General features: G+C 44.9%; 30 protein-coding genes, 2 tRNA genes and 3 pseudogenes. 23 read left to right on the top strand and 12 right to left on the bottom strand.

Annotated features, from left to right (window positions below):
• The 3 genes and pseudogenes from JCM11216_RS13150 to JCM11216_RS13140 form a co-directional block, all read right to left on the bottom strand.
• Window positions 1-684, bottom strand: a 684-nt coding sequence (locus tag JCM11216_RS13150; RefSeq protein ID WP_243676368.1) for a hypothetical protein, incomplete at its 3' end; no start/stop codon positions are given.
• Between the two features lie 113 nt (window positions 685-797).
• Window positions 798-877 (bottom strand) — tRNA-Arg (locus tag JCM11216_RS13145).
• Window positions 878-919: 42 nt separating this feature from the next.
• Window positions 920-1,980 (bottom strand): annotated as a pseudogene (locus JCM11216_RS13140) (TIGR04084 family radical SAM/SPASM domain-containing protein).
• Between the two features lie 74 nt (window positions 1,981-2,054).
• Between JCM11216_RS13140 and JCM11216_RS20005 the strand changes: the two are divergent.
• The 6 genes and pseudogenes from JCM11216_RS20005 (at window position 2,055) to JCM11216_RS13120 (ending at window position 5,592) form a co-directional block, all read left to right on the top strand.
• A complete protein-coding gene (locus JCM11216_RS20005; RefSeq protein ID WP_243676367.1) occupies window positions 2,055-2,720 on the top strand; it encodes a DUF1512 family protein in 666 nt (221 codons plus the stop codon).
• A 31-nt stretch (window positions 2,721-2,751) separates the two neighbouring features.
• Window positions 2,752-2,883, top strand: a complete 132-nt coding sequence (locus tag JCM11216_RS20000) for a hypothetical protein (protein WP_243676366.1) — start codon at window positions 2,752-2,754, stop codon at window positions 2,881-2,883.
• A 46-nt stretch (window positions 2,884-2,929) separates the two neighbouring features.
• Window positions 2,930-3,253, top strand: coding sequence for a DUF1512 family protein (locus tag JCM11216_RS19995; RefSeq protein ID WP_243676365.1), 324 nt, complete (start codon window positions 2,930-2,932; stop codon window positions 3,251-3,253).
• Window positions 3,254-3,315: 62 nt separating this feature from the next.
• A complete protein-coding gene (locus JCM11216_RS13130) occupies window positions 3,316-3,618 on the top strand; it encodes a hypothetical protein (protein WP_243676369.1) in 303 nt (100 codons plus the stop codon).
• Between the two features lie 67 nt (window positions 3,619-3,685).
• A pseudogene (gene asnS, locus JCM11216_RS13125) lies at window positions 3,686-5,026 on the top strand (asparagine--tRNA ligase).
• Entirely contained in the window at window positions 5,011-5,592 is a 582-nt protein-coding gene (locus JCM11216_RS13120; RefSeq protein ID WP_054854484.1) for an AAA family ATPase, read from the top strand. Before asnS ends, JCM11216_RS13120 begins: the two are co-directional and overlap by 16 nt.
• Here the strand turns inward: JCM11216_RS13120 and JCM11216_RS13115 are convergent.
• Together JCM11216_RS13115 and JCM11216_RS13110 are read right to left on the bottom strand one after the other, a co-directional pair.
• Window positions 5,589-5,990: a hypothetical protein gene (locus JCM11216_RS13115; RefSeq protein ID WP_243666526.1), complete on the bottom strand. Its 402-nt coding sequence runs from the start codon at window positions 5,988-5,990 to the stop codon at window positions 5,589-5,591. The genes JCM11216_RS13120 and JCM11216_RS13115 overlap by 4 nt on opposite strands.
• Window positions 5,991-6,049: 59 nt before the next feature.
• Complete coding sequence (locus JCM11216_RS13110) at window positions 6,050-7,234, bottom strand: SLC13 family permease (RefSeq protein ID WP_243676364.1); 1,185 nt, start codon at window positions 7,232-7,234, stop codon at window positions 6,050-6,052.
• 318 nt (window positions 7,235-7,552) lie between these two features.
• On the opposite strand from JCM11216_RS13110, the gene JCM11216_RS13105 reads away from it, so the two are divergent.
• The 7 genes from JCM11216_RS13105 (at window position 7,553) to JCM11216_RS13085 (ending at window position 10,698) form a co-directional block, all read left to right on the top strand.
• Window positions 7,553-7,912 carry an adenosylcobinamide-GDP ribazoletransferase gene (locus JCM11216_RS13105; RefSeq protein WP_054854482.1) on the top strand — a complete coding sequence of 120 codons (360 nt, stop codon included), beginning with the start codon at window positions 7,553-7,555 and terminating at the stop codon, window positions 7,910-7,912.
• A gap of 2 nt (window positions 7,913-7,914) precedes the next feature.
• Window positions 7,915-8,109, top strand: coding sequence for a hypothetical protein (locus tag JCM11216_RS19990; protein WP_243676363.1), 195 nt, complete (start codon window positions 7,915-7,917; stop codon window positions 8,107-8,109).
• On the top strand, window positions 8,070-8,285 hold the full coding sequence (locus JCM11216_RS13100; protein ID WP_054854481.1) for a hypothetical protein: 216 nt from the start codon (window positions 8,070-8,072) through the stop codon (window positions 8,283-8,285). The genes JCM11216_RS19990 and JCM11216_RS13100 overlap by 40 nt, the downstream gene beginning before the upstream one ends.
• Window positions 8,286-8,398: 113 nt before the next feature.
• Window positions 8,399-9,175 carry a hypothetical protein gene (locus JCM11216_RS19985; RefSeq protein ID WP_243676362.1) on the top strand — a complete coding sequence of 259 codons (777 nt, stop codon included), beginning with the start codon at window positions 8,399-8,401 and terminating at the stop codon, window positions 9,173-9,175.
• Between the two features lie 14 nt (window positions 9,176-9,189).
• Window positions 9,190-9,963 (top strand): glycogen/starch/alpha-glucan phosphorylase, encoded by a 774-nt coding sequence (locus tag JCM11216_RS19980; RefSeq protein WP_243676361.1) that lies wholly within the window; start codon window positions 9,190-9,192, stop codon window positions 9,961-9,963.
• 39 nt (window positions 9,964-10,002) lie between these two features.
• Entirely contained in the window at window positions 10,003-10,209 is a 207-nt protein-coding gene (locus JCM11216_RS13090; protein WP_054854480.1) for a hypothetical protein, read from the top strand.
• Window positions 10,210-10,248: 39 nt separating this feature from the next.
• Window positions 10,249-10,698: a hypothetical protein gene (locus JCM11216_RS13085; RefSeq protein ID WP_054854479.1), complete on the top strand. Its 450-nt coding sequence runs from the start codon at window positions 10,249-10,251 to the stop codon at window positions 10,696-10,698.
• Here JCM11216_RS13085 and JCM11216_RS13080 read toward each other — a convergent pair.
• Window positions 10,699-11,798, bottom strand: a pseudogene (locus JCM11216_RS13080) (DUF763 domain-containing protein).
• A 192-nt stretch (window positions 11,799-11,990) separates the two neighbouring features.
• Here JCM11216_RS13080 and JCM11216_RS19975 point away from each other — a divergent pair.
• Both JCM11216_RS19975 and JCM11216_RS13075 read left to right on the top strand, forming a co-directional pair.
• The gene (locus JCM11216_RS19975; RefSeq protein ID WP_243676360.1) at window positions 11,991-12,218 is read left to right on the top strand and encodes an acyl-CoA dehydrogenase family protein; all 228 of its coding nucleotides are present in this window, start codon (window positions 11,991-11,993) and stop codon (window positions 12,216-12,218) included.
• A gap of 175 nt (window positions 12,219-12,393) precedes the next feature.
• The gene (locus tag JCM11216_RS13075; RefSeq protein ID WP_243676359.1) at window positions 12,394-13,215 is read left to right on the top strand and encodes an acyl-CoA dehydrogenase; all 822 of its coding nucleotides are present in this window, start codon (window positions 12,394-12,396) and stop codon (window positions 13,213-13,215) included.
• Between the two features lie 44 nt (window positions 13,216-13,259).
• On the opposite strand, the gene JCM11216_RS13070 is transcribed toward JCM11216_RS13075, so the two are convergent.
• From JCM11216_RS13070 to JCM11216_RS13055, 4 genes are all read right to left on the bottom strand, one after another.
• Window positions 13,260-13,730 (bottom strand): hypothetical protein, encoded by a 471-nt coding sequence (locus JCM11216_RS13070; protein ID WP_243676358.1) that lies wholly within the window; start codon window positions 13,728-13,730, stop codon window positions 13,260-13,262.
• Window positions 13,723-14,385 (bottom strand): hypothetical protein, encoded by a 663-nt coding sequence (locus JCM11216_RS13065; protein ID WP_243676357.1) that lies wholly within the window; start codon window positions 14,383-14,385, stop codon window positions 13,723-13,725. Before JCM11216_RS13065 ends, JCM11216_RS13070 begins: the two co-directional genes overlap by 8 nt.
• Window positions 14,334-14,801: a hypothetical protein gene (locus JCM11216_RS13060; RefSeq protein ID WP_054854476.1), complete on the bottom strand. Its 468-nt coding sequence runs from the start codon at window positions 14,799-14,801 to the stop codon at window positions 14,334-14,336. Before JCM11216_RS13060 ends, JCM11216_RS13065 begins: the two co-directional genes overlap by 52 nt.
• A 353-nt stretch (window positions 14,802-15,154) precedes the next feature.
• Window positions 15,155-15,475: a hypothetical protein gene (locus JCM11216_RS13055; RefSeq protein WP_243676356.1), complete on the bottom strand. Its 321-nt coding sequence runs from the start codon at window positions 15,473-15,475 to the stop codon at window positions 15,155-15,157.
• A gap of 167 nt (window positions 15,476-15,642) precedes the next feature.
• Here JCM11216_RS13055 and JCM11216_RS13050 point away from each other — a divergent pair, with 167 nt between their 5' ends.
• The 4 genes from JCM11216_RS13050 (at window position 15,643) to JCM11216_RS13040 (ending at window position 18,028) form a co-directional block, all read left to right on the top strand.
• Window positions 15,643-16,050 carry a hypothetical protein gene (locus tag JCM11216_RS13050; RefSeq protein ID WP_054854474.1) on the top strand — a complete coding sequence of 136 codons (408 nt, stop codon included), beginning with the start codon at window positions 15,643-15,645 and terminating at the stop codon, window positions 16,048-16,050.
• Between the two features lie 26 nt (window positions 16,051-16,076).
• Complete coding sequence (locus JCM11216_RS13045; RefSeq protein ID WP_054854473.1) at window positions 16,077-16,319, top strand: hypothetical protein; 243 nt, start codon at window positions 16,077-16,079, stop codon at window positions 16,317-16,319.
• Between the two features lie 190 nt (window positions 16,320-16,509).
• Complete coding sequence (locus JCM11216_RS19970; RefSeq protein WP_243676355.1) at window positions 16,510-16,917, top strand: hypothetical protein; 408 nt, start codon at window positions 16,510-16,512, stop codon at window positions 16,915-16,917.
• Window positions 16,918-16,924: 7 nt separating this feature from the next.
• Window positions 16,925-18,028 (top strand): M28 family peptidase, encoded by a 1,104-nt coding sequence (locus JCM11216_RS13040; protein WP_243676354.1) that lies wholly within the window; start codon window positions 16,925-16,927, stop codon window positions 18,026-18,028.
• Here JCM11216_RS13040 and JCM11216_RS13035 read toward each other — a convergent pair.
• On the bottom strand, window positions 18,017-18,487 hold the full coding sequence (locus tag JCM11216_RS13035; protein WP_054854472.1) for a pantetheine-phosphate adenylyltransferase: 471 nt from the start codon (window positions 18,485-18,487) through the stop codon (window positions 18,017-18,019). The genes JCM11216_RS13040 and JCM11216_RS13035 overlap by 12 nt on opposite strands.
• Window positions 18,488-18,649: 162 nt before the next feature.
• Here JCM11216_RS13035 and JCM11216_RS13030 point away from each other — a divergent pair, with 162 nt between their 5' ends.
• The 3 genes from JCM11216_RS13030 (at window position 18,650) to JCM11216_RS13020 (ending at window position 20,465) form a co-directional block, all read left to right on the top strand.
• The gene (locus tag JCM11216_RS13030; protein WP_054854471.1) at window positions 18,650-19,642 is read left to right on the top strand and encodes a phosphate uptake regulator PhoU; all 993 of its coding nucleotides are present in this window, start codon (window positions 18,650-18,652) and stop codon (window positions 19,640-19,642) included.
• 41 nt (window positions 19,643-19,683) lie between these two features.
• Entirely contained in the window at window positions 19,684-20,334 is a 651-nt protein-coding gene (locus JCM11216_RS13025; RefSeq protein WP_054854470.1) for an METTL5 family protein, read from the top strand.
• Window positions 20,335-20,372: 38 nt separating this feature from the next.
• A tRNA-Leu gene (locus tag JCM11216_RS13020) sits at window positions 20,373-20,465 on the top strand.
• Between the two features lie 389 nt (window positions 20,466-20,854).
• Here the strand turns inward: JCM11216_RS13020 and JCM11216_RS13015 are convergent.
• Entirely contained in the window at window positions 20,855-21,880 is a 1,026-nt protein-coding gene (locus JCM11216_RS13015) for an aminotransferase class I/II-fold pyridoxal phosphate-dependent enzyme (RefSeq protein ID WP_054854469.1), read from the bottom strand.
• 76 nt (window positions 21,881-21,956) lie between these two features.
• Between JCM11216_RS13015 and JCM11216_RS13010 the strand changes: the two genes are divergently transcribed.
• Window positions 21,957-23,021: FGGY family carbohydrate kinase (locus JCM11216_RS13010; RefSeq protein ID WP_054854468.1), on the top strand; the 1,065-nt coding region annotated here is incomplete at its 3' end.

Genomic DNA, 23,021 nt, shown 5'->3' with positions numbered 1-23,021 from the left:
GGTCTTATTGTTGCTCCTTGACTTAATGGTCTTGAAGGAGTTGTAGAGTATTGCGAATAGGCCTGGGTCTTTAGGCTGGAGTACATTCTTAATGAAGGACTTGAGGCTAGCCGATATGTGCCTAGCCACGTTAGGCCCATCCTCACTAAGCACCTCAGCCAGGTAATCACGAATACCCTCCGGGCTAAGAACCCAATCCAAATCACTCAAGGCCCTCTGAATGTAGTGAAGCCTATCCCTAAGCGTCCTATCCCTAACACCCCCCCTAAGCCTCATGGCCTTGGTGTATGCATCAAGGTCTTCCTGCGTGACGTGCCAAGTCTTACCAATCGCCTGCACATAATCACCCAAGTAACGAGAGAGCAAAGCCAGGAACTGCTCACGGAACTCTGGATCCTCCCTGGCAGTGATTATGACCCTAAGGGCATCACTCAAGGAGGCCCTTTTCTCCGGAACCCAACCCTTCAATAGGGCTTGAAGCTCCTCTGGTGTTAGGAGTTTGAGCATTGAGCATAGGAGGCCATCACCAACCCTAGCCCTACCACTCCTAACCATGCTAATGTAATTACTCGTGACGCCAAGGTCCCTAGGCCTAACACCCTTACTATTTAATAAATAATTAAGGATTAGTAACCTCTGCTCATGGGTTAACTGCTCAATATCCAACAACGAGCAGTCAACCATGCAGACTCACCGTAAAAACCTACATCACCCACGTATATAAAGTTTGTGTAAATGTACACCAATGACACCGTAAACGATAATGACAATGATCAAAGAGAAACTGAACAAGGAACTGGCGGCCCCCCCGGTGGGATTTGAACCCACGACCTACGGCTCCGAAGGCCGCCGCTCTTCCTGACTGAGCTACGGGGCCGTAGTATTATTCCTATATTTCCCTTTTATTTTTTAGGTGCACCTATGGTATTACCTCTGTCGAGTCGAGTACTGGGTCGTAAAGTAACTCATTACTGTTAATTATGCCTTTATTCATGAGCTCCTTTATCCGAGGCGCTATCGCCAGTATTATCCTTATTGTTTCCCTGGTTACGTAATCCACGGTCTCAACACCATCTTTACCCCAGTACTTCTCACCTTCCATTAATGCGTATAGACACCTACCACCACAATAAGGCCTGAACTCGCACTTCATGCACATCTCGGGCAGCCTTATTTCCATTAGTCTAAATCCATTATTAACATCACCAAGGACCGCCCACCTCTCCCTGACGGCTATTGGGCATGCCAGTACCCTGCCGTCGGTTGATACGGCAACGGCCCTATAACCTGCACCGCAGGGTGGTCCCTCGTATGGCTTGAATAAGTATGCGTTTAATATACCAAGTATCGGCACTATACCTAGTACCTTACCCTTCTCTGCATTCTTTAGGAATAAATCCGTCAATTTCTTAATGCCTGGCAGGTAATTATTGTTGGCCCATGCCATAACGTCCCATTTTCTGGTCCATATAACATTCAACTGCCAGTGAACATAGTCGAAACCAAGATCCAGCAGGTGCGTCACATCTTCATAGATGTCCGTTGATTCCGTAACAGTCATCCTAGCAATAAGTCTCTTGATGCCTATATTCCTTAGGTAATTGAACGCATTGACAACAGCCCTATAAACACCCCCTACCCTATTGGCGTCGGTAACGCTTTCCCTACCATCAATGGATAGTAGAACTACGTCCATCCTCCTCCAATAATCCCTGGGCAGTAAATTAACGAGGGTACCATTAGTTTGGATTCCGAACCTCCTTGCCTTAATGTTATCCATGACCCACATTATAAAGCGTGGATTAAGCAGTGGCTCGCCACCGTAAAAAATCACAGTAGCATCAGCATCTCCCTCGATTAATCGTTTCAGCCTATTAACATCATAAGCTACCCTCCAGGGCACAACATGTGTTCAAAGGATCCTCCACAGTATGAGCACTTCAAGTTACACGCGCCCGTTGTAAATAGAAGCCACAACATCCTTAACACCCTTACCAATTTTGATCGCTCATGCTCAGAATGTTTTTAAAACTAGTACTTATCATTGTTAATTGATGAACATACTCGTCATTTTACTTCAGGTGTTGCTACAGGCTGGAGGCAACCAAAGTAACTCCTACATTTCAACGATAGTATTTTGGATAATCTGGGGGGGTATAATAATCATACTATCATTCACGCCATACTTCCAGAATTACATGGCAATAATGTGGTACTCATACAGCGTGGGGGGGAACTTCCTCACTAGCCTAAGTAGGTTGATAACGAATAACGTTAACTTAGTTATCAACCATATCAACCAACTACTGAAGTCAGACGGTTCATCCCAATCAACAAGTAAGAACTTAATTGAGAAGACTATACAGGACCTCATGGAGTTCGTTGTCATAGAACCCGTGAACACCGAACCCACGGGATTAATGAGGACGCTTAAGCTCCTTGTAACATCATATAACGAGAAGCTTGAGTATTCAATAAGGTCCTTATTACCAAATGTTGATAGGCCCCCCCTTGTTCAGAATGTCGTTGATGCCATTGACGGCTTAAGGGAATTGAATTATATATACAAGGTAATCATGCATTACTACAAATTAAGCAATAAGTATAAGAATCCATACCTAATGATTCAAGTATATATGTTATTACCGATCATTAGGGAGTATGTTAATGCATTAAATGGCGCAATATCGTCGTTCCTAAAGGGGGCAACCAGTTGGTGATGCCGCCGGTCCCTTAACGGCGTATAGATTCATGAGAAGTTGTTCGAGCGTGACTGAGATAATGCATAATGTTAAGGACACGTACATAGGGCTTTGTGATTTTGAGGGTAGGAGGGTTTATGTTATTAAGGCTAAGGTCCTGGAGGGACCGTCGGTAGCTTGATGACGGTATAACATACTTAATAGAGAGGGTTGGTGTTAAGCCGAGGATGATAATTACGGTGGATGCGGCGCTTAAGTTTGAGGGAGAGAAGACGGGGGGGTCTATAGCGGAGGGTATTGGCGTTGCCATGGGCGGTATTGGTGTTGAGAGGTTCAACATAGAAAGGACAGCCAGTAGGTATGGAATACCACTTTATGCCATATTAATTAAGATGGGTTTGCCTGAGGCTTTGTCGACGATGTCTAAGGATGTGGAGGGCGCGGTTAATGAGGCTGTGGAGAGGATAAAGAGGGTTATTAGGGAGGGCGTTAGGGAGGGTGAGGAGGTAATACTCATTGGCGTTGGTAATACTGGTGGTGTTGCTCAGTAGTTAGTAATTTATTTAAATGCTCAGTACCTACTATTGCGGTGCTCTTCGAATACTATTACATAATGGTGGTGAGCCTGGTAATTTTCGCAGTAGCACTATTAATCGGATTGATAATGAATAATAAGTACTATAAAATAATTAAGGAAATGCTTACCCAAGTTAAAGAAACCGAATCAAAAGGGCCGTTGGTACTTAGTGGTGATGTTGAGGTTTTAATGTGCCCACGTTGCGGTTACTCTAAGACATTACCGTATAGACTTGGGGACTATGTTGGTAAGGTCGTTGATGAGACGTGCCCCAATGATGGCGAAAAACTAATAGTCCATGCAATATATTCCTCAAGACCCACCGAGCAATTACCATAAAGATAAGCTTTATAACTGGTTGGTTTGTTCTTAATATTCGTGACCCATTTTAATAGGGAGTAAGGTTATGAGTATAAAAGATGTCTTTGGTCTGAATGAGGGTGCTAAGGTAACAATAAGGGGGGGTTGGGTTTATAGAAAGAGGGAGTTGAGGGATAAAATATTTCTGGTCGTTAGGGATGGTAGTGGCATAGTGCAGGCGGTTGTTAATAAGGCTGATGCCAACGTATCAAGCATAGCATCTAAGCTGAATATCGAGTCATCCCTTGTTTTAACGGGTACTGTCAAGAGGGAACCAAGGGGCGCCAGGTGGTGCCGAGATTCATGTTGAAAGCATTGATTGGTACTACGTTGGTGGTGCCTTTCCAATAAATGAGGATGCCGCTAAGGCCGATAGTGAGTACTTGCTTGATGTTAGGCATTTGTGGGTTAGGAGTAGGAGGATGTGGGCTGTGCTTAGGGTTAGGCATACAGTGTTTGGTGCGATTCATGAGTTCTTTAGGTCTAGGGGTTATTACGAGGTTCAGGGGCCTATGTTCGTGTCGGCGGCTGTCGAGGGCGGCTCCACTTTATTCCCGGTTAAGTATTTCGACAGGGAGGACGTTTACCTAACCCAGTCATCTCAATTCTACCTAGAGGTCCTGATCTATGCCCTGGAGAAGGTATACACCATAGCGCCCAGTTTTAGGGCCGAGCCTTCAAGGACTAGGAGACATCTAACGGAGTTTGGCATGCTGAGGCTGAGGAGGCTTGGCTTCAATTTGACGGCTTGCTCAACTTACTTGAGGACTTGATTACGTATGTTGTTAATAAGGTCCTTGAGGAGAGACAGGACGAGTTAAAATTGCTGAATAGGGATGTGAAGATGCTGGAGAACGTAAAGCCACCGTTCTATAGGGTTAGTTATGACGAGGCTATCGAGATCCTCCAGTCTAAGGGACTGAAGATTAAGTGGGGGGGCGATGACATTGGGGGGGCTGATGAGGAGAGGGTACTTACGATGCAATTCGATAAGCCAATCCTCCTACACCACTTCCCCGAGCAGGTTAAGGCCTTCTACCATAGGAATGACCCAAGTAGGCCGGAGACAACACTGAGCGTCGATGTACTTGCACCGGAGGGTTATGGGGGGGAGATTGTTGGTGGTGGGGGGGAGCGTATTTACGACTATGAGGAATTACTCAGTAAGATTAAGAGGTTTGGGCTTAGGCCTGAGGATTATGATTGGTACCTGGACCTTAGGAGGTACGGCTCGGTGCCGCATGCAGGTTTTGGTCTCGGTGTTGATAGGCTGGTGATGTGGGTTTGCGGGCTTGATCATATCAGGGATGCGGTGCCATTCCCAAGGGATGTAAGGCGTGTTAAGCATGAAATGAATAGTGATGGTTCAAAATGGTTCGGCTATTAATAACTGGCTCCCCCCCAGGTGTTGGGAAGACCACAGTAGCCACAGAATTTTCTAGGATATTTAACACAGTATTAATAGATGTGAACGAGGTTATAAGGCCACTCCTTAAATGGGACCCTAGGCTTCTCACGAATTACGTAACTGATGAAAAGAGGGCACGCGAATTAATTATGAGGAGACTAAGTGATTTGGGTTCGTACATAATTGATACGGTAGCCATAAACTTGATTGATAAGGCATTAATTGATTGGTGTATAGTGCTTAGGCTCAATCCCACCGAGTTAATGCGTAGATTAATAACGAGAAACTGGCCTCGGTGCAAGGTTATTGAGAATGTGCTTGCCGAGGTTGTTGGTTCATCGCTAAGCATGGCCATTGATCTATTTGGTAAGGATAAGGTAATTGAAGTGGATACAACGGGTAAGAGCGTACAGGAGATTGTTAAGTACGTGATTGATCATGTATTAAAGGGCGATCCAATTAATGGTGTTGTTGATTGGCTCGACATGCTTGATACCGGATTCCTAGTAGGCCTTGATAAGGAGTTGGATGAATGTTCGACTTAGTGATCCGTGTACTTAACGCTCCTCATTAATCTCTTGATCTCGAACATGAATAGCCTATTCCAACCAATATTCTCGAGCCTCTTAACAATGCTCCTAAGTGTACCAGCCCTAAGGCTTACGAGTAATACCTTAATAACACGCTTACCCTGCATGAAGAACCTAATGAGCACTAACCTCTCATTCTCATACTCAAAGATGTAATCCTTAATCGTCCTATACTTACCAAGTGTGTCTCCAAATTCCTCCTCGGCCATGTCTAAGTAGGTGGCTAGGTCTGGGTCGATTTCCATATACTCGAGCCTATGCAAGCCAGAATTCTCGAGATCGAGGATAGCCACATCGAAGTCCTTATTAACTTCAAATATGGCTATACCGTAGATACGCATTTCAATCTCCATCACATCAGCATTACTATAGTTTAAAAACATTTTGTCCAATAACTATTGAAAAAACAGAGCTAGATCGGTATATGAACGTAACTTAACCATGCATAATAAATCACGGTATTCACAATCGTGATAGGGACACCGTATTTCATGAACTCCAAAAAACCAAAGCCCTCACCACCCCCCCTTTTCTCGCTGGCTTCGCTGATTATTACATTGCTCGCAGCACCAATTAATGTTAAGTTCCCCCCCGCTATCGTACTCGACGCGGCCAAACCAATCCAAATAACGGAATTACTCGGTAAAACCCCCCCTAACTCTTTCATTAATGGTATGTAAAGCGCCACCATGGGAACATTACTAATGACTTGACTAAGGAATAAACCCGATATAAAGACTCCTATTAATGTCGTTGGTTGCGGCAGGTAATTAGCCAGCACATTAAGTACGCCTGACTCAAGAGCTCCCTCGCTAACTATGAATAATCCCATGAAGAATAGTATCGTGGTCCAGTCAACATTATGAGCAACAACTCTCCTATCGCTACCGCTTACTAGGTAAATTATCGATGCACCCATGAATGTCAGAGTCACGGGGGGGGTCAAGTATGGGCTTACGTTGAAGACGTCTGTTATGAAATAGAGTGGTATCAGCATTAATAGTATTATTATTGCCGTATAAGCAAGTCTCTTGTTGACAAGTAGTTCCTCAGGTCTCCTTGTCTCGTTAATTACGATATCATCATTACTTCCATGAAATAACAGGAGCAGTAATGGGTATGTTATCAATATATTAATTATTGTTGGTGGTAATAAATAAAATGCAAATAATACGAAGGGTTTCGGCATACCTGACTCTAGAGCAATTAGCAGGTTCTGTGGGTTACCAACAGGCAACGCCACACTGCCTATGGTTACACCAAAGGCCAGTGCGTAAAGTAATGGCTTGACACTAATCTTAGCTTGCCTTCTCATAGATACTATCACCGGTGTAAATGAGCCGGCAATGCCGTCGTTCGAGAGGGCGAGTGATAATAGGGCTGATAACCCAAACACCTTGAGTATTAACTTGCTCATGCTACGGCTGCTAATTAATAACCTATACGCCAGATAACTGAAGAATCCGCTAACCTCGAGTGCTGATGATATCGTGAATAGTGAGATTAGGAATAGAATAACATTAAGATTTATGGAGGATAAAGCCTGACTAGGTGTGAGTATGCCAAGCACCATAGTGAGCGCTGCACCTAAGAGCATGGCCACCCAGGGCTGTACATTAATCCTACCAACCCCCCCTCAGCTATTAGGCCATACGTAATTGCCAATATGACACTATCCTCAATAAATTTCAATGGCACCATAGCTTACCTAGTCGTCCCTCTACAGTGATGTGGAATAAAAAGTTTTATCTTCGATACTGATCAAGGGAATTAATCAAATAAACTTAATTAGTTGGGATAGATAGCGGGTTATTGATGATGAAGCTCGAGAGGTTTGATTTAATGATAATAACGCAGGCCTTACTGAACATGCTTAAATGGATTAATTCTACGGTGAGTTGGTGGGGGGGTTAAAATGGGAATGAGGGATATCATTGACGATTTGAGGGCCGTGATTACGTTCTTCACAATTATACCAATTGGTGGCTCTCACGATGTTTCAAGGGCATTAATAAACGCGTGGATTGCAATAATAATTATACCGCCAATAACGGGGTTATTACCTGGACTTCTTGGTTATTACCTGGGTTTCTTTATACATAATGGCTTATTTATTGCGTCAATTACGTACTTACTACTTCTCGTATTGACGGGGGGGCTTAATCATATTGATGGGTTTGCTGACGTAGTTGATGCATTGATGGTTAGGGGGGGTTCAATTGAGGATAGAATAAGGGTGCTTAAGGACCGCATAGGGGGGGCTCTGCATCGATAGCCATGGTCGTGTTGCTGATAGTCCTGGCTATCTCATCAATATCTAATTTAATAGGGATCTTATGGCAGTCATTACTCATTGCGGAGGTGGTGTCTAAATCCTCATGCTGTCTCTGTGGTGTGGTCGGTAAGGAGCCTCGCCACAGGGGGGGTTTAGGTTGGCAGTTGATAGGTATAGTAAGGAGAGGGTCCATTTAATCGTTATCACGTTGGTTGCAGGCCTAGTGATCACCTACTTGTTGCTGAGATTAATTGGCATATTAGTGGCCTTGGTGACCATTGCCCTTAGCGTGTTAATATTTACGGCGCTTCAGAAAAGCTTGGAGGTGCCGTTGGTGACCTTTACGGTTTCATTCTTGAGATTTCGAGGGTAATAACCCTAGTACTACTATCGTTAATAATCACCGCTTTCTCGTGAATGGCCTATCAAGCTCTATTTCCATTATTGGTACTACTTTAATATACTGTCCTGTGTTATTGGCATTGTATGGATAATTACTCAAATGCGATAATTAGTATAACGCCTGACCTAGCGCTGGACATGGGATATACATACGCTGGCGGCCTTGGTGTTCTTGAGGGCGATAAGTTCTACGGAGCCGCGGCACTAGGCCTTAACTACTACGTGATAACCCTCCTGTATAGGAATGGTTATGTTGACTATGACTTTGGTGAGGATGATAATCCAATACCGAAGCCACAACCGCAACCTAAGTCCTTCCTTGAATCATTAAGGCTTGTGGATACCTTCACGGTTAGGCTAAGGAATGAGAATGTTGAGGTTAATGCGTGGGAGTATCGCCTAGGTTCTGCGCATGCGGTATTCCTAGAGCCTAGGGGGCCCGAGTGGGCCTTGAGGTTGACGGATAGGATATACATAGAGGGTAGTGTGGAGGAGAAGTTCCTGAAGTACATATTCCTTGCGAGGGGTGCCGTGGAGTTCATTAGGAGGAATGTGGGGCTTGAGAATGTTAGGTACATAGACCTTCAGGAGGCTTACGCGGCCATGGTACCAATAACACTGAGAATACCTGGCAGGTATAGGCTCATTATTCACACGCCGGGTCCCTGGGGGGGGCATCCATCATTCCCAAATAAGCTCTTTGAAGAGGAGACTGGTTACAGGTTTATTGAGGACCCCCCCGTGGTCCTAACGAGCATTGGGGGGGCGGCAATGGCTTGGGAGGTGATAACAGTATCTTCGAAGCACTACGACATAATGAGGAAGGTAATACCTCAATTCATTAATAAGCCAGGTTCATAACAAACGGCGTTGACTTGAATAGGTGGATGGACCCAGAGATAAGGATGCTCTATGAGAGGGGGGGATCACTAACGAGGGAGAGCCTCGCCCTCATTAAGTCCCGATTAAAGAAGGAGCTGCAGGGTCTAATTAGGTCGTATAAATCCATCGAGTTGAATGACACCTCATTCATCGTCGCGTGGGTTAGGAGAATGACGCTGTACAAGAGACCTCACTTTATGGCTAGGTTAATAGAGGAGGGTGAATTTAATGATGTTATTTTCGTATTAGGTGGTAAGTCACATCCAATGGATAAGGACGGCTTAATATACATGAAGAAATTCAGGGAGTTGCACAGGAAGTACAAAAACGTTGTTTATATACATGACTATGACGTTAACAAGGCAAAGACAATACTCAAGGGAATTGACGTACTACTATTCACGCCATTCCCCGGCTGGGAGGCCAGTGGTACGAGCTTCATGAAGGCCGCAATAAACGGTGTGCCGAGCATAGCGTCTAGGGATGGCGCCGCAGTTGAGTTAATAACGGATGGCGTGAATGGCTGGTTATTCGGTAGTGATATTAGGGAGTTGATAGACTTCGCAAATGACCCAAGGGGGGGTAAGGAGATTGACGAGAGGGAATACACGGAGTTTAAGGCGAAGTTCTCCCAGGTGTATGACCTATATAACTCGGATAAGGAGCGTTTCTACCTAATAAGCCTAAGTGCCATATTTAGTTTCGCGCCTAGGGTCGATATTAAGAGGGTTCTTCGTGAGTATTACCCAGACCTCGTTAGGGAATGAGGTTAAAGCTTTTTAATTCCCCCTGTAGTTTGATCGTCAATGCCAACATGTAAACTCTGTGGAAGGTCATTTGACACAATGACAGAGCTTTACATGCACTTACATAGTGAGTGTAGTAAGATACCAAGGTCCAGGAGATGCCCAGTATGTGGCAGTAAGTATAGGTCTATTAGATTCATGAGGCATCACCTAATTAATGAGGCGTTGATTGAGAGTAAACACATGAATTACTTGATCAGCATTTAGAAGAATGGTATTAATTCTAATTGGATTACTTGACATACCGTGGAGGTTACTAGGGTTATTAAGGTACAATCTAACTGTAGGGAATGCCTTGATCTGGTAATGAATGCATTGTCAATGCTGAACGGGGGGGTATTGCTCATGAAGTTCTTCAATAATGATCTTGTAATAACCTACGATACAAGTAATGTTAACTTCAGTGACATTGCGCAGTCAGTGCTTTCATTAGGTGTTGGGTTATTACTTAGGAAGGTAATAATGAACGTGAGCGTCAAAAGTGATGTGGATTTTAACGAGCTAGAGATTGCGATGAGCAAGGCCGTTGATGGCATCGTGAGTTTAATGTATGATCGAGCGACGTCAAAATTATCAATAATCATGTATCCTGACATGGACATTAACGCAGTCATTAATAACCTAACAAAAATGGGCATTGTAATTAATGAGATAACTACGGATGAATTAACTCAAGTATTAATGGCTCGTTCATAATTAGGGTGGTGTCGGTCTCACCAGGTCGGTGGGTAGATTCCATCGCTTAGCAACCTTTGCTAAATGTTTTAGATACATGGTTAATCCCCCCCTGTCCTTTCTCGCCGCATCAACTATTGCTTGCATTACATCAATGACCGCATCATAAACCTCCCTATTGACTGGGTATGGAGATCCATCCTTACCACCAAGCGCGAATGTATACCTTCTTGGATCAATGCTTGCCGGGTCCTCCCAATCAACACGGTCCCTATAGACTAACTCCGCTATTAATGCCAGGGCAAGCATCGTGCTAGGCCCCCCCAAGCCCCTAACGAGCAGTAGATCCTTAAAGTCATTTGCATCCCTCGCCCTTTTAATGGCATCCTCATTTATTGATGCCGTGTACGGTCTAAAGGCACCGCTTATGTATGGATTATAGTACTTAGGCTGTTCCTTACCTAAGTACGTGAGTATTGTGGAGTCGCCCCTCATCATAGCCCTAACCAATGCCCAGTCCTTAATCACCTTGTTAGCGTCTTGATGAACCAGGTCAAGTATGGTTACCCTGGCATCACTGCTCATTCTACTTACCATGTTAAGTGCGTAATTACCCTTAACACCAACAATACCCGTGTGAGGCTCATTCAGTAAATCGTTTTCCATCCAAATGTGGTATCTCCTTGCATACCGGGTCTTCTCATTCATACCCTGTTGAATTATTGCCCAGGTACCATCGGAACCAATCATCATTGCATGGTGATAAAGCCTATAACCGTCCTGCAACGCCGTATTATCAATCTTAGCAGAAAGCCTAGACATAAGCTTAAGCCTCTCAACATCAACATCCCAAACCCTACCCAACTCCTCAATTTCAACGGGCGTATTAATTGCGTAAACCCCCCCTTGCCACCAACAACCTTAATACCAATGTCCTTCTTCGATAACGCCTCCTTAAGCGCCGCCGTGGTTATCGTGGTACTGCCTGAGGAGTCCCAATCCATACCAATTATATTATTAAACGCCTGAAAGAAGAGCGGGTTAGAAAATAGTTTAATGGTGTCCCTAATACCGTGCTCATCAACCAGCAACTCAACAATAAGCCCGCTAAGCTTAACCATCCTACTGTAGAGCCACGGTGGTACGTGGCCCATATGTAATGGTAAATCCGCAAACCCTGAAACACTCACATAATTGTATTTTTAATGACTGATATATAGTTCTTTCGTTCTTAGTGCATTCTCATAATGGGTACTCATTAATATGATGGTCATAAGGTTATGCTTTTATTCACACTTAAATTTTGGTCATTAATGGATTTCGATCTCAGTAAGGAGGAGGCTCTGTTTAGGGATTCGGTTAGGGAGTTTGGCGAGCGTTACATAAAACCGCACTGGGTCGATCTTGACGAGGGCAGGTACTCACTCCTTGACTTAATACCTAGGCTCGCCGAGCATGGCCTAGTTGGTTTAACACTCAGTTCTAAATACGGTGGTTCGGAGGGTTCCTTCCTAATGGCGGCAATAGCGCCGAGGAGTTAGCTACGCAGACCCGAGTCTCGCGGTCCCAGTATACTTCCTACTGGAGACTGCCTGGCCCTTCATAGTTCAGCGTTATGCCAAGGATGGTGTTAAGGAGGAGGTCCTGCCAAGGCTAACCAAGGGTGAGGCTTGGATTGGTATAGCGTCCACGGAGCCCCCCCAGGGAGGTAGTGACGTGGCTGGCGAGAGGACTGAGGCGAAACTCGTTAACGGTAAGTGGCTCCTCACGGGTGAGAAGAACATGGTGACCGGCGTTTCAATAGCCCTTAGGCTACCCTATGGTGGTGGCTTCGTAACAATAACGAGGACGGGACCGCTCGAGGCTAAGCATAGGGCCATAACGACCATGCTATTCATGGTCAAGAGGAATGGGGGGGTCGTTAACACGGGATTTGAAACAAGGGATTACGAGGAGTGGGGGGGTAGGAGGGGGGGAATACCAACTGGCTACCTGAGACTTAATGGTGCACCTGTGGATCCCGAATTCGTGCTTGGCGAGGTAAATAACGGGTTTAAGATAGTCATGGAGGGCTTCGATGTGGCCAGGACGTTAATTGGCGCCGCGGCCCTTGGGACTGCCCGTTGGATGCTTGAGCAGGGCAGGGAGTGGATAAGGAGTAGGGTTGTCTTTGGTAAGCCAATCTCCTCATACCAATCAATAAGCTTCAAATATGCCGAGCTAAGCACGAGACTTGAGGCTGCCAGGCTCATGGTATATAGGGCTGCCTGGCTTGCGGACAAGTTCTATAGGGGGGGTGATTCCTCGGTTTCCATACTCGATATTGCCAATGCAGGGGGGGCCATGGCAAAGATGCTTGCCGTGGAGGCCGCGATAGACGTTGGCCTAGAGGTCATGAAGTGGTTTGGTGGAGTTAGTTACTTCAAGGAGACCCCCCCAATAGCCAGGGCATTCCTAGGAGCCCTGAGCTACTACGTTGGCGCTGAGGGAACCCAAAACATAATGAGACTAATAGTGGCGAGGGGGATTAATAGGTAAGGAAGTGGAATAATCATGCGCATCATCGATGAATCATTATTCCTCTAAAAATACACAGTTAATAAGGATAGTACGTACATGATCCTCACGTCAACGAAAGCCTCAATAAACGCCGCAACCGCAATAACCATTGCCGTAGCTACTACATACCTAACAGTGATGGTTTCGGAAGCCATTCTAACCACCCTATCCATCGCGTACAATTCCAGGGTACCATGTGGAATCATTGAGACAAGGCCGGCAATCCCGTAGGGTGTAGTTAATAATCCAGCCAGGACTCCGTATACATATATAAAAACAATTACGTAACCCCTAGAGTACTGGCTTATTAAGTAAAGCGCCGCAAACGCCGCGGAATTAGTCACCAACACCCACAGGAATAGCCTAACCTCAAAGCTCATGCTAAGCAATACCGCTGGTACCCTAACAGCATCAAAGGCCTTAAAGACAAGACCTCCAAGCAGTAAGCCCATCATTACGCCTAATACGAAGGAAGTAACTATGTTCTTAAACATGGTAAAACACCAAGAACATTCCAAGGACAACCAGAGACACTATTACGAGGGTTATGTAGGTGGCCGCTGAGACAAGTAGGGACTGCCCCCCCACAGACCTTAGTAATGGCATCAAGAAGAGGGTTAGGGACACGAAAGCGATTGGCGCAGGTATTATTAAGATTAATAGCGGATAATGGTTGTCGAGGAATAGCTTAAGCAGTCCGAGGGCTATTGAGTAGGTCATGGCGTAGAAGGCTATAGACCAAGCAGTCATTGAGTAAACACCCTCATCACTAATGGGCCTAATAAGGACCTTAACAATGGGCTTACCAACAATAGCGAAGAGCATTAGAGTGCCGAATGAGGCGACGAAGGTAAGGAAGTAAACAACCGTGGCTGAGTAAGGAGGATTCAACGAGTAGGGGAGTAAGGAGATGAACCTAGGACCAAGGACCTGGACAGCCAATGATAGGGAAACCGCACTTAATATTGCTGAGGCAGGTAAAGGCAAAGCCCAAGCAGGTAATAAGGAGAATGGATTGCGGGAAACAATAAATCTCCTAAAGTCGGGGGGGTGTACAAAGCTTATTAACGAGAGGCCTAGATACGTAAATGGATAAATTAGGATAAGCGGCACCATGCTAATTTGCCATAACGAGCCCTCACACGCCACATAAACTCCCTAAACCTCTTGGTAAATTCACTCACGTTCATGACGCTTTTCCTCCTTAACAATACCGATGGGGGGGCACGACCAACGCTGTAGTAAGCGGCGAGATCCGCAAGCGCCTCATCAAGCATGGGATACACTAAAATGGTTATTGAAAAGAACATAATACAGCTGCCATAAAGTAAAAACGTAAGTGAGTAACTCTCTATTACATTGATATGATGGTAAAGCGTCAATAATGCAATTAAATAATCAAAGGGCATTACGAGTACCGCGGCGGTCATCGTAATAACCATAGTCCTAATTAACGACCACCTTATATGATGCTCTTCATGCATCAGGACAGCCCTATAATCTATGGGGGGGTCGCCGGCTATATCCTCCGATACAAATATCACATTGGGAATCCTAAGCACCATACCACCAACGCCTGGCCTAAATTAGTGGCGCCACTCACGACATACACGGCATCTTTACAGGGACCAGGCAAGACACGGCATGGCAGTAGGCGGAAAAGATCAAATACTATGAATATGAGTAGGATAGACATTACATTAATAAAATAAACCATGAATGAAGTATATAAATTAAGTCCCCCATTTAATTAAGATTGAGGAAGAAATACTAAATAATGCTGATGCCCATGAAATCTCAACCCCAACGATCGCGCCCATGATAGATAAGGGTACATAGAGTGCATGATATTTCTTATAAGTATTTGGATTTATTTTTAATATTTTATACTTATACATAGTCACACATTAAATAAGAACTATGCAATGTATACACCAAGGCCAATGAGAGCTACTCCACCCGTACCAAGAGCTACAGCTGCCCATAATGGCAATGTCCCTGCAATATAAGCATTAATAGCGATATAAAGTAAAGTGGCTCCTACTCCAGCAAACCCGGCGCCTCCCCCAACATAACCTGCACTTGCCCAGGCTGGGTTTCCGGTTTGCTGGCTCTCTAAATATGATTCTATCCCTATTATATGCGGCATCACTGGCATCATTGCTATTGCTATTAATGTCAGTGCAGCCATGGCCTTTATCGCATCTTTCTTAAGATCGGGAATATTACTTCTCATCATTATAAAATTGTTTTGACTAATTAATAGACATTACGCCATCATATTTATAATTTTTGTAAATTATTGATAATTACTGATGAGCATAATGCCACGACTATTCACAACGCTTAGCTCACATAATGCTGTGAGAATAATTTTTAAAGCGTAATGTGCATTCTCTCACTAATATGGGTCAGCAATCCGTAACGCCGCGTACTGCCTACATACTCTCGTTAATAGGTAGTATATTGATGGTGATAAGCTCGATAGTGGTTCTAATATTTGCGGGGATGTTAATGGCGATGCCCCCCCACTTCTATGTGTTTCATAGGTTTGGTTATTACCCAATGATGTCCATAATACCGTTGGCGCCTATTTTCTTCGTAGTCATAGGAATAGTGGGTCTCGTAGTGAGCGTACTAGCTCTGTATTTCTCCCTGAGACTTGGTAGGTTAAGTGATGTGAATGCCGTGCACAGTACTGGCATTGTGCTTTTAATACTGGCGATAATCGGCTTATTCATGGCGAATGGCTTCTTCATAGGCTTCATACTACTCCTCATAGGCTCAATACTGGCCATCACGTGGAAACCATAAATAATGCTAAGTGCAGACTTTCTTAAATGGTTAATAAGGCCTTAATTAAATACATCGAGGAACTATTAAACCCGTACTCAACCTACTACTCAGATGGAGTATTAAACAGCGAGGGTATGACATTACTGAAGATAATAGCTAGGGAAGTCCTTAAGGAGTACCCTGCCCTAAAATCGAGATTTGCCAAGGCTAGGCGTAGGAGGGATTACGAATACGTATCCAATCTCCTTAACGAAATAATCTCCTATTTTTCACAGACTTCTCGATGAATTTTGCTGACTTTCTGTAGATTCTGTCTATGTTAAAGTTATGGCCTTTAATGATGATTAAGGTAATCAATACCATGAGCAACACTGCGGTTATTAAACGCCTATAATACCTCGTTATACGCCTTAGGCTGACCATGCATGCCCTTTACCACTACGCTATACTTATATTTATCTCTGTGCATTAACCCATGTGTCTGAATTAACAATAGCGTTTAATATCGCTAAGAAGTGCTCATCATACACAGACCTGGTGGGCGGATCCGTTGCTGAGTACGACTTCATAGAATGGTTCCTAAACCAAATAGATAATCCATTATTCTCCTATGAATTACAACCTGTCAGTGTCCTTGTCTGGAGGGATAGGTTTTCGAGGGTGGTGCACGGTAATAACGAGTTTAAGGCGTTAAGCATGCCACTGACATTGGGTGGTTCCGATAGGGGGGGTAAGCTCACCATGGACATAAATGACTCGGAGGGTAAGGTACTGCTTACGGATTTTCCCGAGGACATGGATGATGCGAAGTACATATACATAAGGGCGATGGAGAAGGGCGCCCTAGCAGTTATTTTTAGGGACAGGTACCCCCGGCGTTGTTAGGAGGATTGTGGTGACGGCAACGCCCGACTATTCCTGGGATAGGGCGCCACCACCTGTAATGCCTGCACTCACGGTATCTAGGGAAGTCGGTGATGAGTTGAGTAAGCATGTTGGTGAGGAGGTGGAGTTCGTGAGTGATGTGGAGGCTAGATTGGGGACTGGTTATAATCTCATTGCAAATCTTGAGGGTAATAAGGAGGAGTCGGTAATATTAGCCGTGCACCACGATCATTGGTTAACCGGGTATGCAGACAATTGCCTGGGTGTTGGTTTAGGGGCTTCTATTTTACTTGATGCGGTTAAGGAGAGATCGTCTATGAAGAGGGGGGGCTTGACCTTCATTTCATTTACGGCCGAGGAGGCTGGTAACCCAGGATTTGCCAGTCTCTATTGGGCCTATGGATCCACTAGGTACGTCGAGTACCTCGAAAGGAGAAACCTGCTTAATAATGTGTATGCCGTGCTTAACTTAGACGTTGTTGGTAGGCAGTACGTAATACACACGAGTGAGGACTTGTCTATGCAATTAAGCCAACTGATTAGTACGCAGTGGGAGTTACCCAAGCCTTACTTTGACTCTCTTAATTTTGAAATGAATGGTATACCGTCAATGACATTGTCAAGCCTTGATAATTACTGGGACGTCTACCACACAGACAAGGATGCTGAGGACAAGGCTAACCGGCAGGACGTAGACTCTGCTCTTAAGGTTGCCAGTCAATTGCTTAATTACTTATTAACTAATGATTTAACTCCATCACCGTACATATCAGTGTTGAATAGAGACATAATTAGTGTGGGCCTCGGTATAGAGCTCAGGGAGGATTGGGAAACCTATAGGCTCGTTAAGTACCTGCTGTCTAAGTACCTGGTTGAGTATAGGCGTGATGGTTCCGTGAAGACCATATACACGAACTCCATATTATCCTATGTCAGGAGGTTCATAAACATAAACGACATTAATCAAGTACCGCTAAGGGTTGAGGAGATGGGTACTGGCAGGGTGATCATGGACACTAGCACCATAAGAAACGTCAGGCAATTAAGTCAATACATATCCCAAGTAATAGAGTCCCTGACTGAGGACATGAGTATAAACCTAGTCACTTAGTTCTCTGGTGCCTGTCCTATCCCTTATTAATGTACTAGATACCTTATTACCGAATCCATCCTTAATTATGGGTACTGCAATAATATACAGAGGCCGTAATCCTCTTTCCCTCCTAAGATTATTAATCTCAATGGCCCTTGGCAATGTCTCTAGGCTCACCACTATCGCATCCACGGTTGGATCAACAATCGTTGGGCCATATGGGTCATTAATAACGTCAATTATCACATCACGGTCATTGCCGCCCAGCTCCCTAATCAAGCTCCTAAGGTTGAGGAACCTGATCTTCAATGGTTTAACCTTATATGTCTTATAGGCTTGGGCGAACTCATCACTTGTGACGCCAACAAGTACCTTGCGTCCGTAGTTAAGTGCCGTAAATAATAATGCAGTGTGCCCTGTATGCAGTGTATCAAAGGTCCCACCAACGGCCACTTTCCTAAACCTAGGTCTCTGCATATACTAACTCTATGTTGAGTACTTAATAAATCTTGGTTACTTAGGTCTCCAATACCCAGCTGTTGCTAACTATATATTTAGCGGGGGGGATTGGTATATATGGGGGGGTAGAGAAATATTACTTAAGGCTTAGTTTTTTATACCCAGTTATACCCTATATGTGTGTCCTCAATTTACAGGAGGGTTATTAGGATTGGTGAGAAGAGTATTGGGATCACACTGCCTAAGCGATGGCTTGATGTGCTTAGTGTTGGTATTGGGGATGTTGTTGAGATAAGCCTTGTGGGTAAGGTAATCGTTGTTAAGCCAATTACGCAGGCCGGTGGCGAGACCAATGAGGTTAGTATATCGCTCGGCGGCTCGATTGATGAGACGACTAGGGTAATCATTGCCAGCTACATTGAGGGTTATGATAATGTTGAGGTTATCGGGCAGAAGGACGTGATTAGGAAGGCCTTCTCAAGCGTCGAGAAGAAGCTGCCGGGCTCGCTCATGCTCGAGGGCGATGGTAGCGTATTAATTAAGGTGGCCACCAGCGAGTCTAATGTCGACCTTAATGAGGTGATTAATAGTATGGCTAATATACTGAATTCCATGTTCGGTAAATTCATTGATTACCTGGAGTCAAACAAGGAGGATCTATTGAAGGAGGTGCTCGAGCTTGATGATCAGATGGACAAGCTATACTTCCTGGCACTAAGGACAATTAAGAAGCTATCCTTCAGGGACCCGAAGAGGGCCATTGACGATACCATAGTCGTGAAGAACCTAGAGCACGCGGCAGATTCCCTGGACAGGCTATCAAATGCCTTCATGAGGGTGCAGGCAACCCAGTGTAGGCGTGAAATAGGCGAGAAGCTCAGGAATGTTTGGACATACATAATGAGGGCTGTCTACTCGTACCTGGACAATAACATAAACAATGCCCTGAAGGTCCTACTCGATAGAGAACACATGCTTAATAACATGCTCGAGCTGGCCAACATGGGTTGCGTAGGACTGAGTGGGTTACTAACGGCCTCAATACACGAGGGGGGGCAGTTAATGGTTGCGTTGGCGGCCGACATAGCGGAGGCAGCCTTCAGCAGGCATGTTAGAAGTATCGCTAAGCCCGCTAGGATAGTCACTGGCGAGGAGTTAAATAGTGAGGAGTAATCCTAATTAGGTAATGTGATGAACACGTCGGTAGCTGATCAATGAGGATGGTCAGAGGTGCTGATATTCGTAGACTTCGAGACCTCGAACTACTCATTCAAGGTATACCGGGTTATAAATCACCGAAATTAAACCTTGAGCAATATATAACAGATGCAAACGTTGTTGCCGTAGCCATCTGGGACGCATACATGAGGAATCGCCTGACAAACGCCAGGATACTCGATCTGGGATGCGGCACCGGCAGGTTTGCAATAGCCGCGGCATTAATGGGTGCTAGGCAGGTGATATGCATAGACATCGACCCAGAGGCCTTGGCCATAGCCAAGGAATCAGCCAACGATTATGGATTAAATAACGTGGATTTTATCGCAAGTGATGTAAGGGACATGGCATTACTGGGTAGGTTCGACGTAGTATTTCAAAATCCGCCCTTTGGAATACAGTCAGAGAGGGGGGGTCTCGATATTAAGTTCCTAGCAACAGCAATAAACCACGGCAACATGGTATACACAATACATAAACTGAACACCCTAGACTATGTACACAATAAGGTTAACTCCTGGGGGGGATGCGTAATGAACGTGCTGGACAAGGTGATAATAACAATACCACTAACATACAAGCACCACAGAAGAAGGATATACAAAACCGAGGCATTCCTTGCACGGATAGAATGCCCAGGAAAATAACTAAAAAGTTAAAAAATCCCGTAAAGAAGCATTACCTCGCGGGGGGGTGCCCGAGCCAGGTCAAAGGGGGGGACGGGTTCAGGTCCCGTTGGCGAAGGCCTGCGTGGGTTCAAATCCCACCCCCCGCACCACCATGGTGTTGATTCTTGTGGGGGGGTTTGTTTTGCCCGTGGGCTTTGGGTGGGGGGGTTATTGACAGCCTAGGTTTTTCATTGCCTTTGTCCTCCTTTCCTTGTCTATCTCGTAGTTTTTATTATGGCTTATGACAATCAATTGTTGAATCATTATCATGATTATCACTAGTAATGATGCGATAATTAATACAGCAATTATTCTGGGGGTTCCTAGTACTATTACTTAAATAACTAACGTATCACAGCGTCAAACCCTGCGGTTACCTGGGTAAGGCTTATTTACCATATTTGCCTTTAAGAACAATGGTTCCCCCCCGCGCCGATAAGACCCGCGGAATCGCGGGCCTGTGAATCGGTACCCGTCGGGCTACGGAGCCCGGCATACCTCATCTTCCCTGGCATTCCTCATGAATGGTGCTTGTTATGATCTTCATTGCTTTCTCAAATTCCTCCTTCTTAATGGATCCTAACCCAACCCTAACTCCATCATCCTTACCAAAGTATTGCCCAGGCACTGTCAGTACATCCTTACTTAGCAATTTTCTTGCAAGGTCACTTCCTGTGATTCCCTGGCATCTAATTCTCATGTAGAATATAGGCATGTACTCGACGTAGCTAATATTGACGTAATCACGGGCATCATCAATCATCCTCCTCATGGTATCGATGTTCGGCACAATAATACCTAGATTCCTCTCCTTAACCCAATTCCTGTTTCGTAGGAGTATTGATGTGTACCTTAGGTTTAGGTCAATAACGAGGGGGCTAACTAAATCAATTATACCATTTATCTCCTTTATTACCTTATTATCACCGATTACCCAACCAACCTTGAGCTCATTCATTGTGTAGAATTTCGATGTGCTGAAGGTGAATATTATGTTCTCTATAGGTAGGCCCCTGAGATTGTTCTCCACGAACTCCAGGAATATTGAATCAATAACGGCGTAGGCCCTCTTCCGCCTCAATTCATCACTTAACTCCCAAAGCAACTTCTTGCTCAAGAATATGCCGAGTGGGTTGTTTGGATTTGAGAAGAAGAGTGCCGAGCCCGCCTCGATATGATTAAATAACTCAGTCAGTGAGTCATCAATGTTTAATTCCGTTTGCCTTAAATGTAAGAATTTAGGCAATACCCTTATTGGTTCGTAATCGGGTATTACGGTAATTACGTGTTCGATAAGTCCCAATTCCCTAAGTGCGGTTAAGGCGGCGAAATTGCCCTCCTGAGTGCCATGCGTGATTGCCAGATTCCCTCTATCAACGCCGTAAATATGCATTAATTCATCAGTTAAATCACCTGCCTCGCCAAGGCCCTCTATTTCGTTTAATGGTATTGGCAGTACTCCGCTACTTGATACGTTATACTTAGCATTGTGGGTCCGTAGCCACGTGAAATGGCCGATCTCCACAAATTAACGAACTATTCCTCACTTATTAAGTAGTACTTGGGTAAACCCTAAATAATGCATGCGTATTTACTAGGTCATGGCGCATGAGAAGAGTTTTGTCTTGGTTATAGATCAGGGAACCACCGGTACGAGGGCTGCCTTGGTTTCTCGAGATGGCTCAATAATAGGCTATGCATACCACGAGCATACACAGATTTACCCAAAACCTGCCTGGGTCGAGCATGACCCATTGGAGATTTGGGAGAAGACGAGGCTCGTGATTAAGGAGGTCCTTGAATATACTAAGGTCGACCCAAGGGAGATAGCGGCAATCGGTATCACCAATCAGCGTGAAACCACGGTCATTTGGGATCCAAGAAATGGACAACCAATCCACAACGCCATAGTCTGGCAGGATAGGAGAACGTCACAACTCGTGGATTACCTAAGGCAGAATTACCACAGTGTTATTCAGGAAAGGACCGGCCTTGTTCCTGACGCTTATTTCTCCGGGACAAAGATTTGGTGGCTTCTTGATAATGTACCTGGGCTTAGGGATAAGGCGAAAAGGGGGGGTGAGGTTATCTTTGGTACGATAGATACCTGGATAATTTGGAACCTGACCAGGGGGGGCAATAAGGACGTGCTAACGCCGGAGAGGGGGGGTGGTGCTCACGTTACCGATTATAGTAATGCGTCCAGGACTATGATCTTTAATATACATAAGCTTGATTGGGATGATGAATTGCTCGAGATTGAGGGCAAAATACCTAGGGATATACTGCCATTACCAAGGCCATCAAGTGATAGAAGGATATACGGCTATACGGGCCCGGAGGTTTCCCAATTATTAGGCGGTGTAAGCATACCTGTTTGTGGTGATGCTGGTGATCAGCAGGCTGCTTTGTTCGGCCAGGTTGGTTTTGATGTTGGTGAGGTTAAGTCAACATACGGCACTGGTAACTTCATATTAATGAATATTGGGGGGGATGCACCAGTAAGGTCTAGGGCAAATCTATTAACCACGGTTTACTACTCCATTGAGGAGGGCAAGGCTAAGTACGCGCTTGAGGGTAGTATATTCATCACCGGAGCGGCCGTGCAGTGGTTGAGGGATGGTCTCAAGATAATAGAGGTTTCCGACGAGATAGAGCATTGGCAG

Source organism: Vulcanisaeta distributa JCM 11216, from assembly GCF_001315985.1.
Lineage (GTDB): Archaea > Thermoproteota > Thermoprotei > Thermoproteales > Thermocladiaceae > Vulcanisaeta > Vulcanisaeta distributa_E.
Note: the sequence above shows the minus strand (reverse complement) of the source record. Positions and strands in the feature narration are given on the sequence as shown.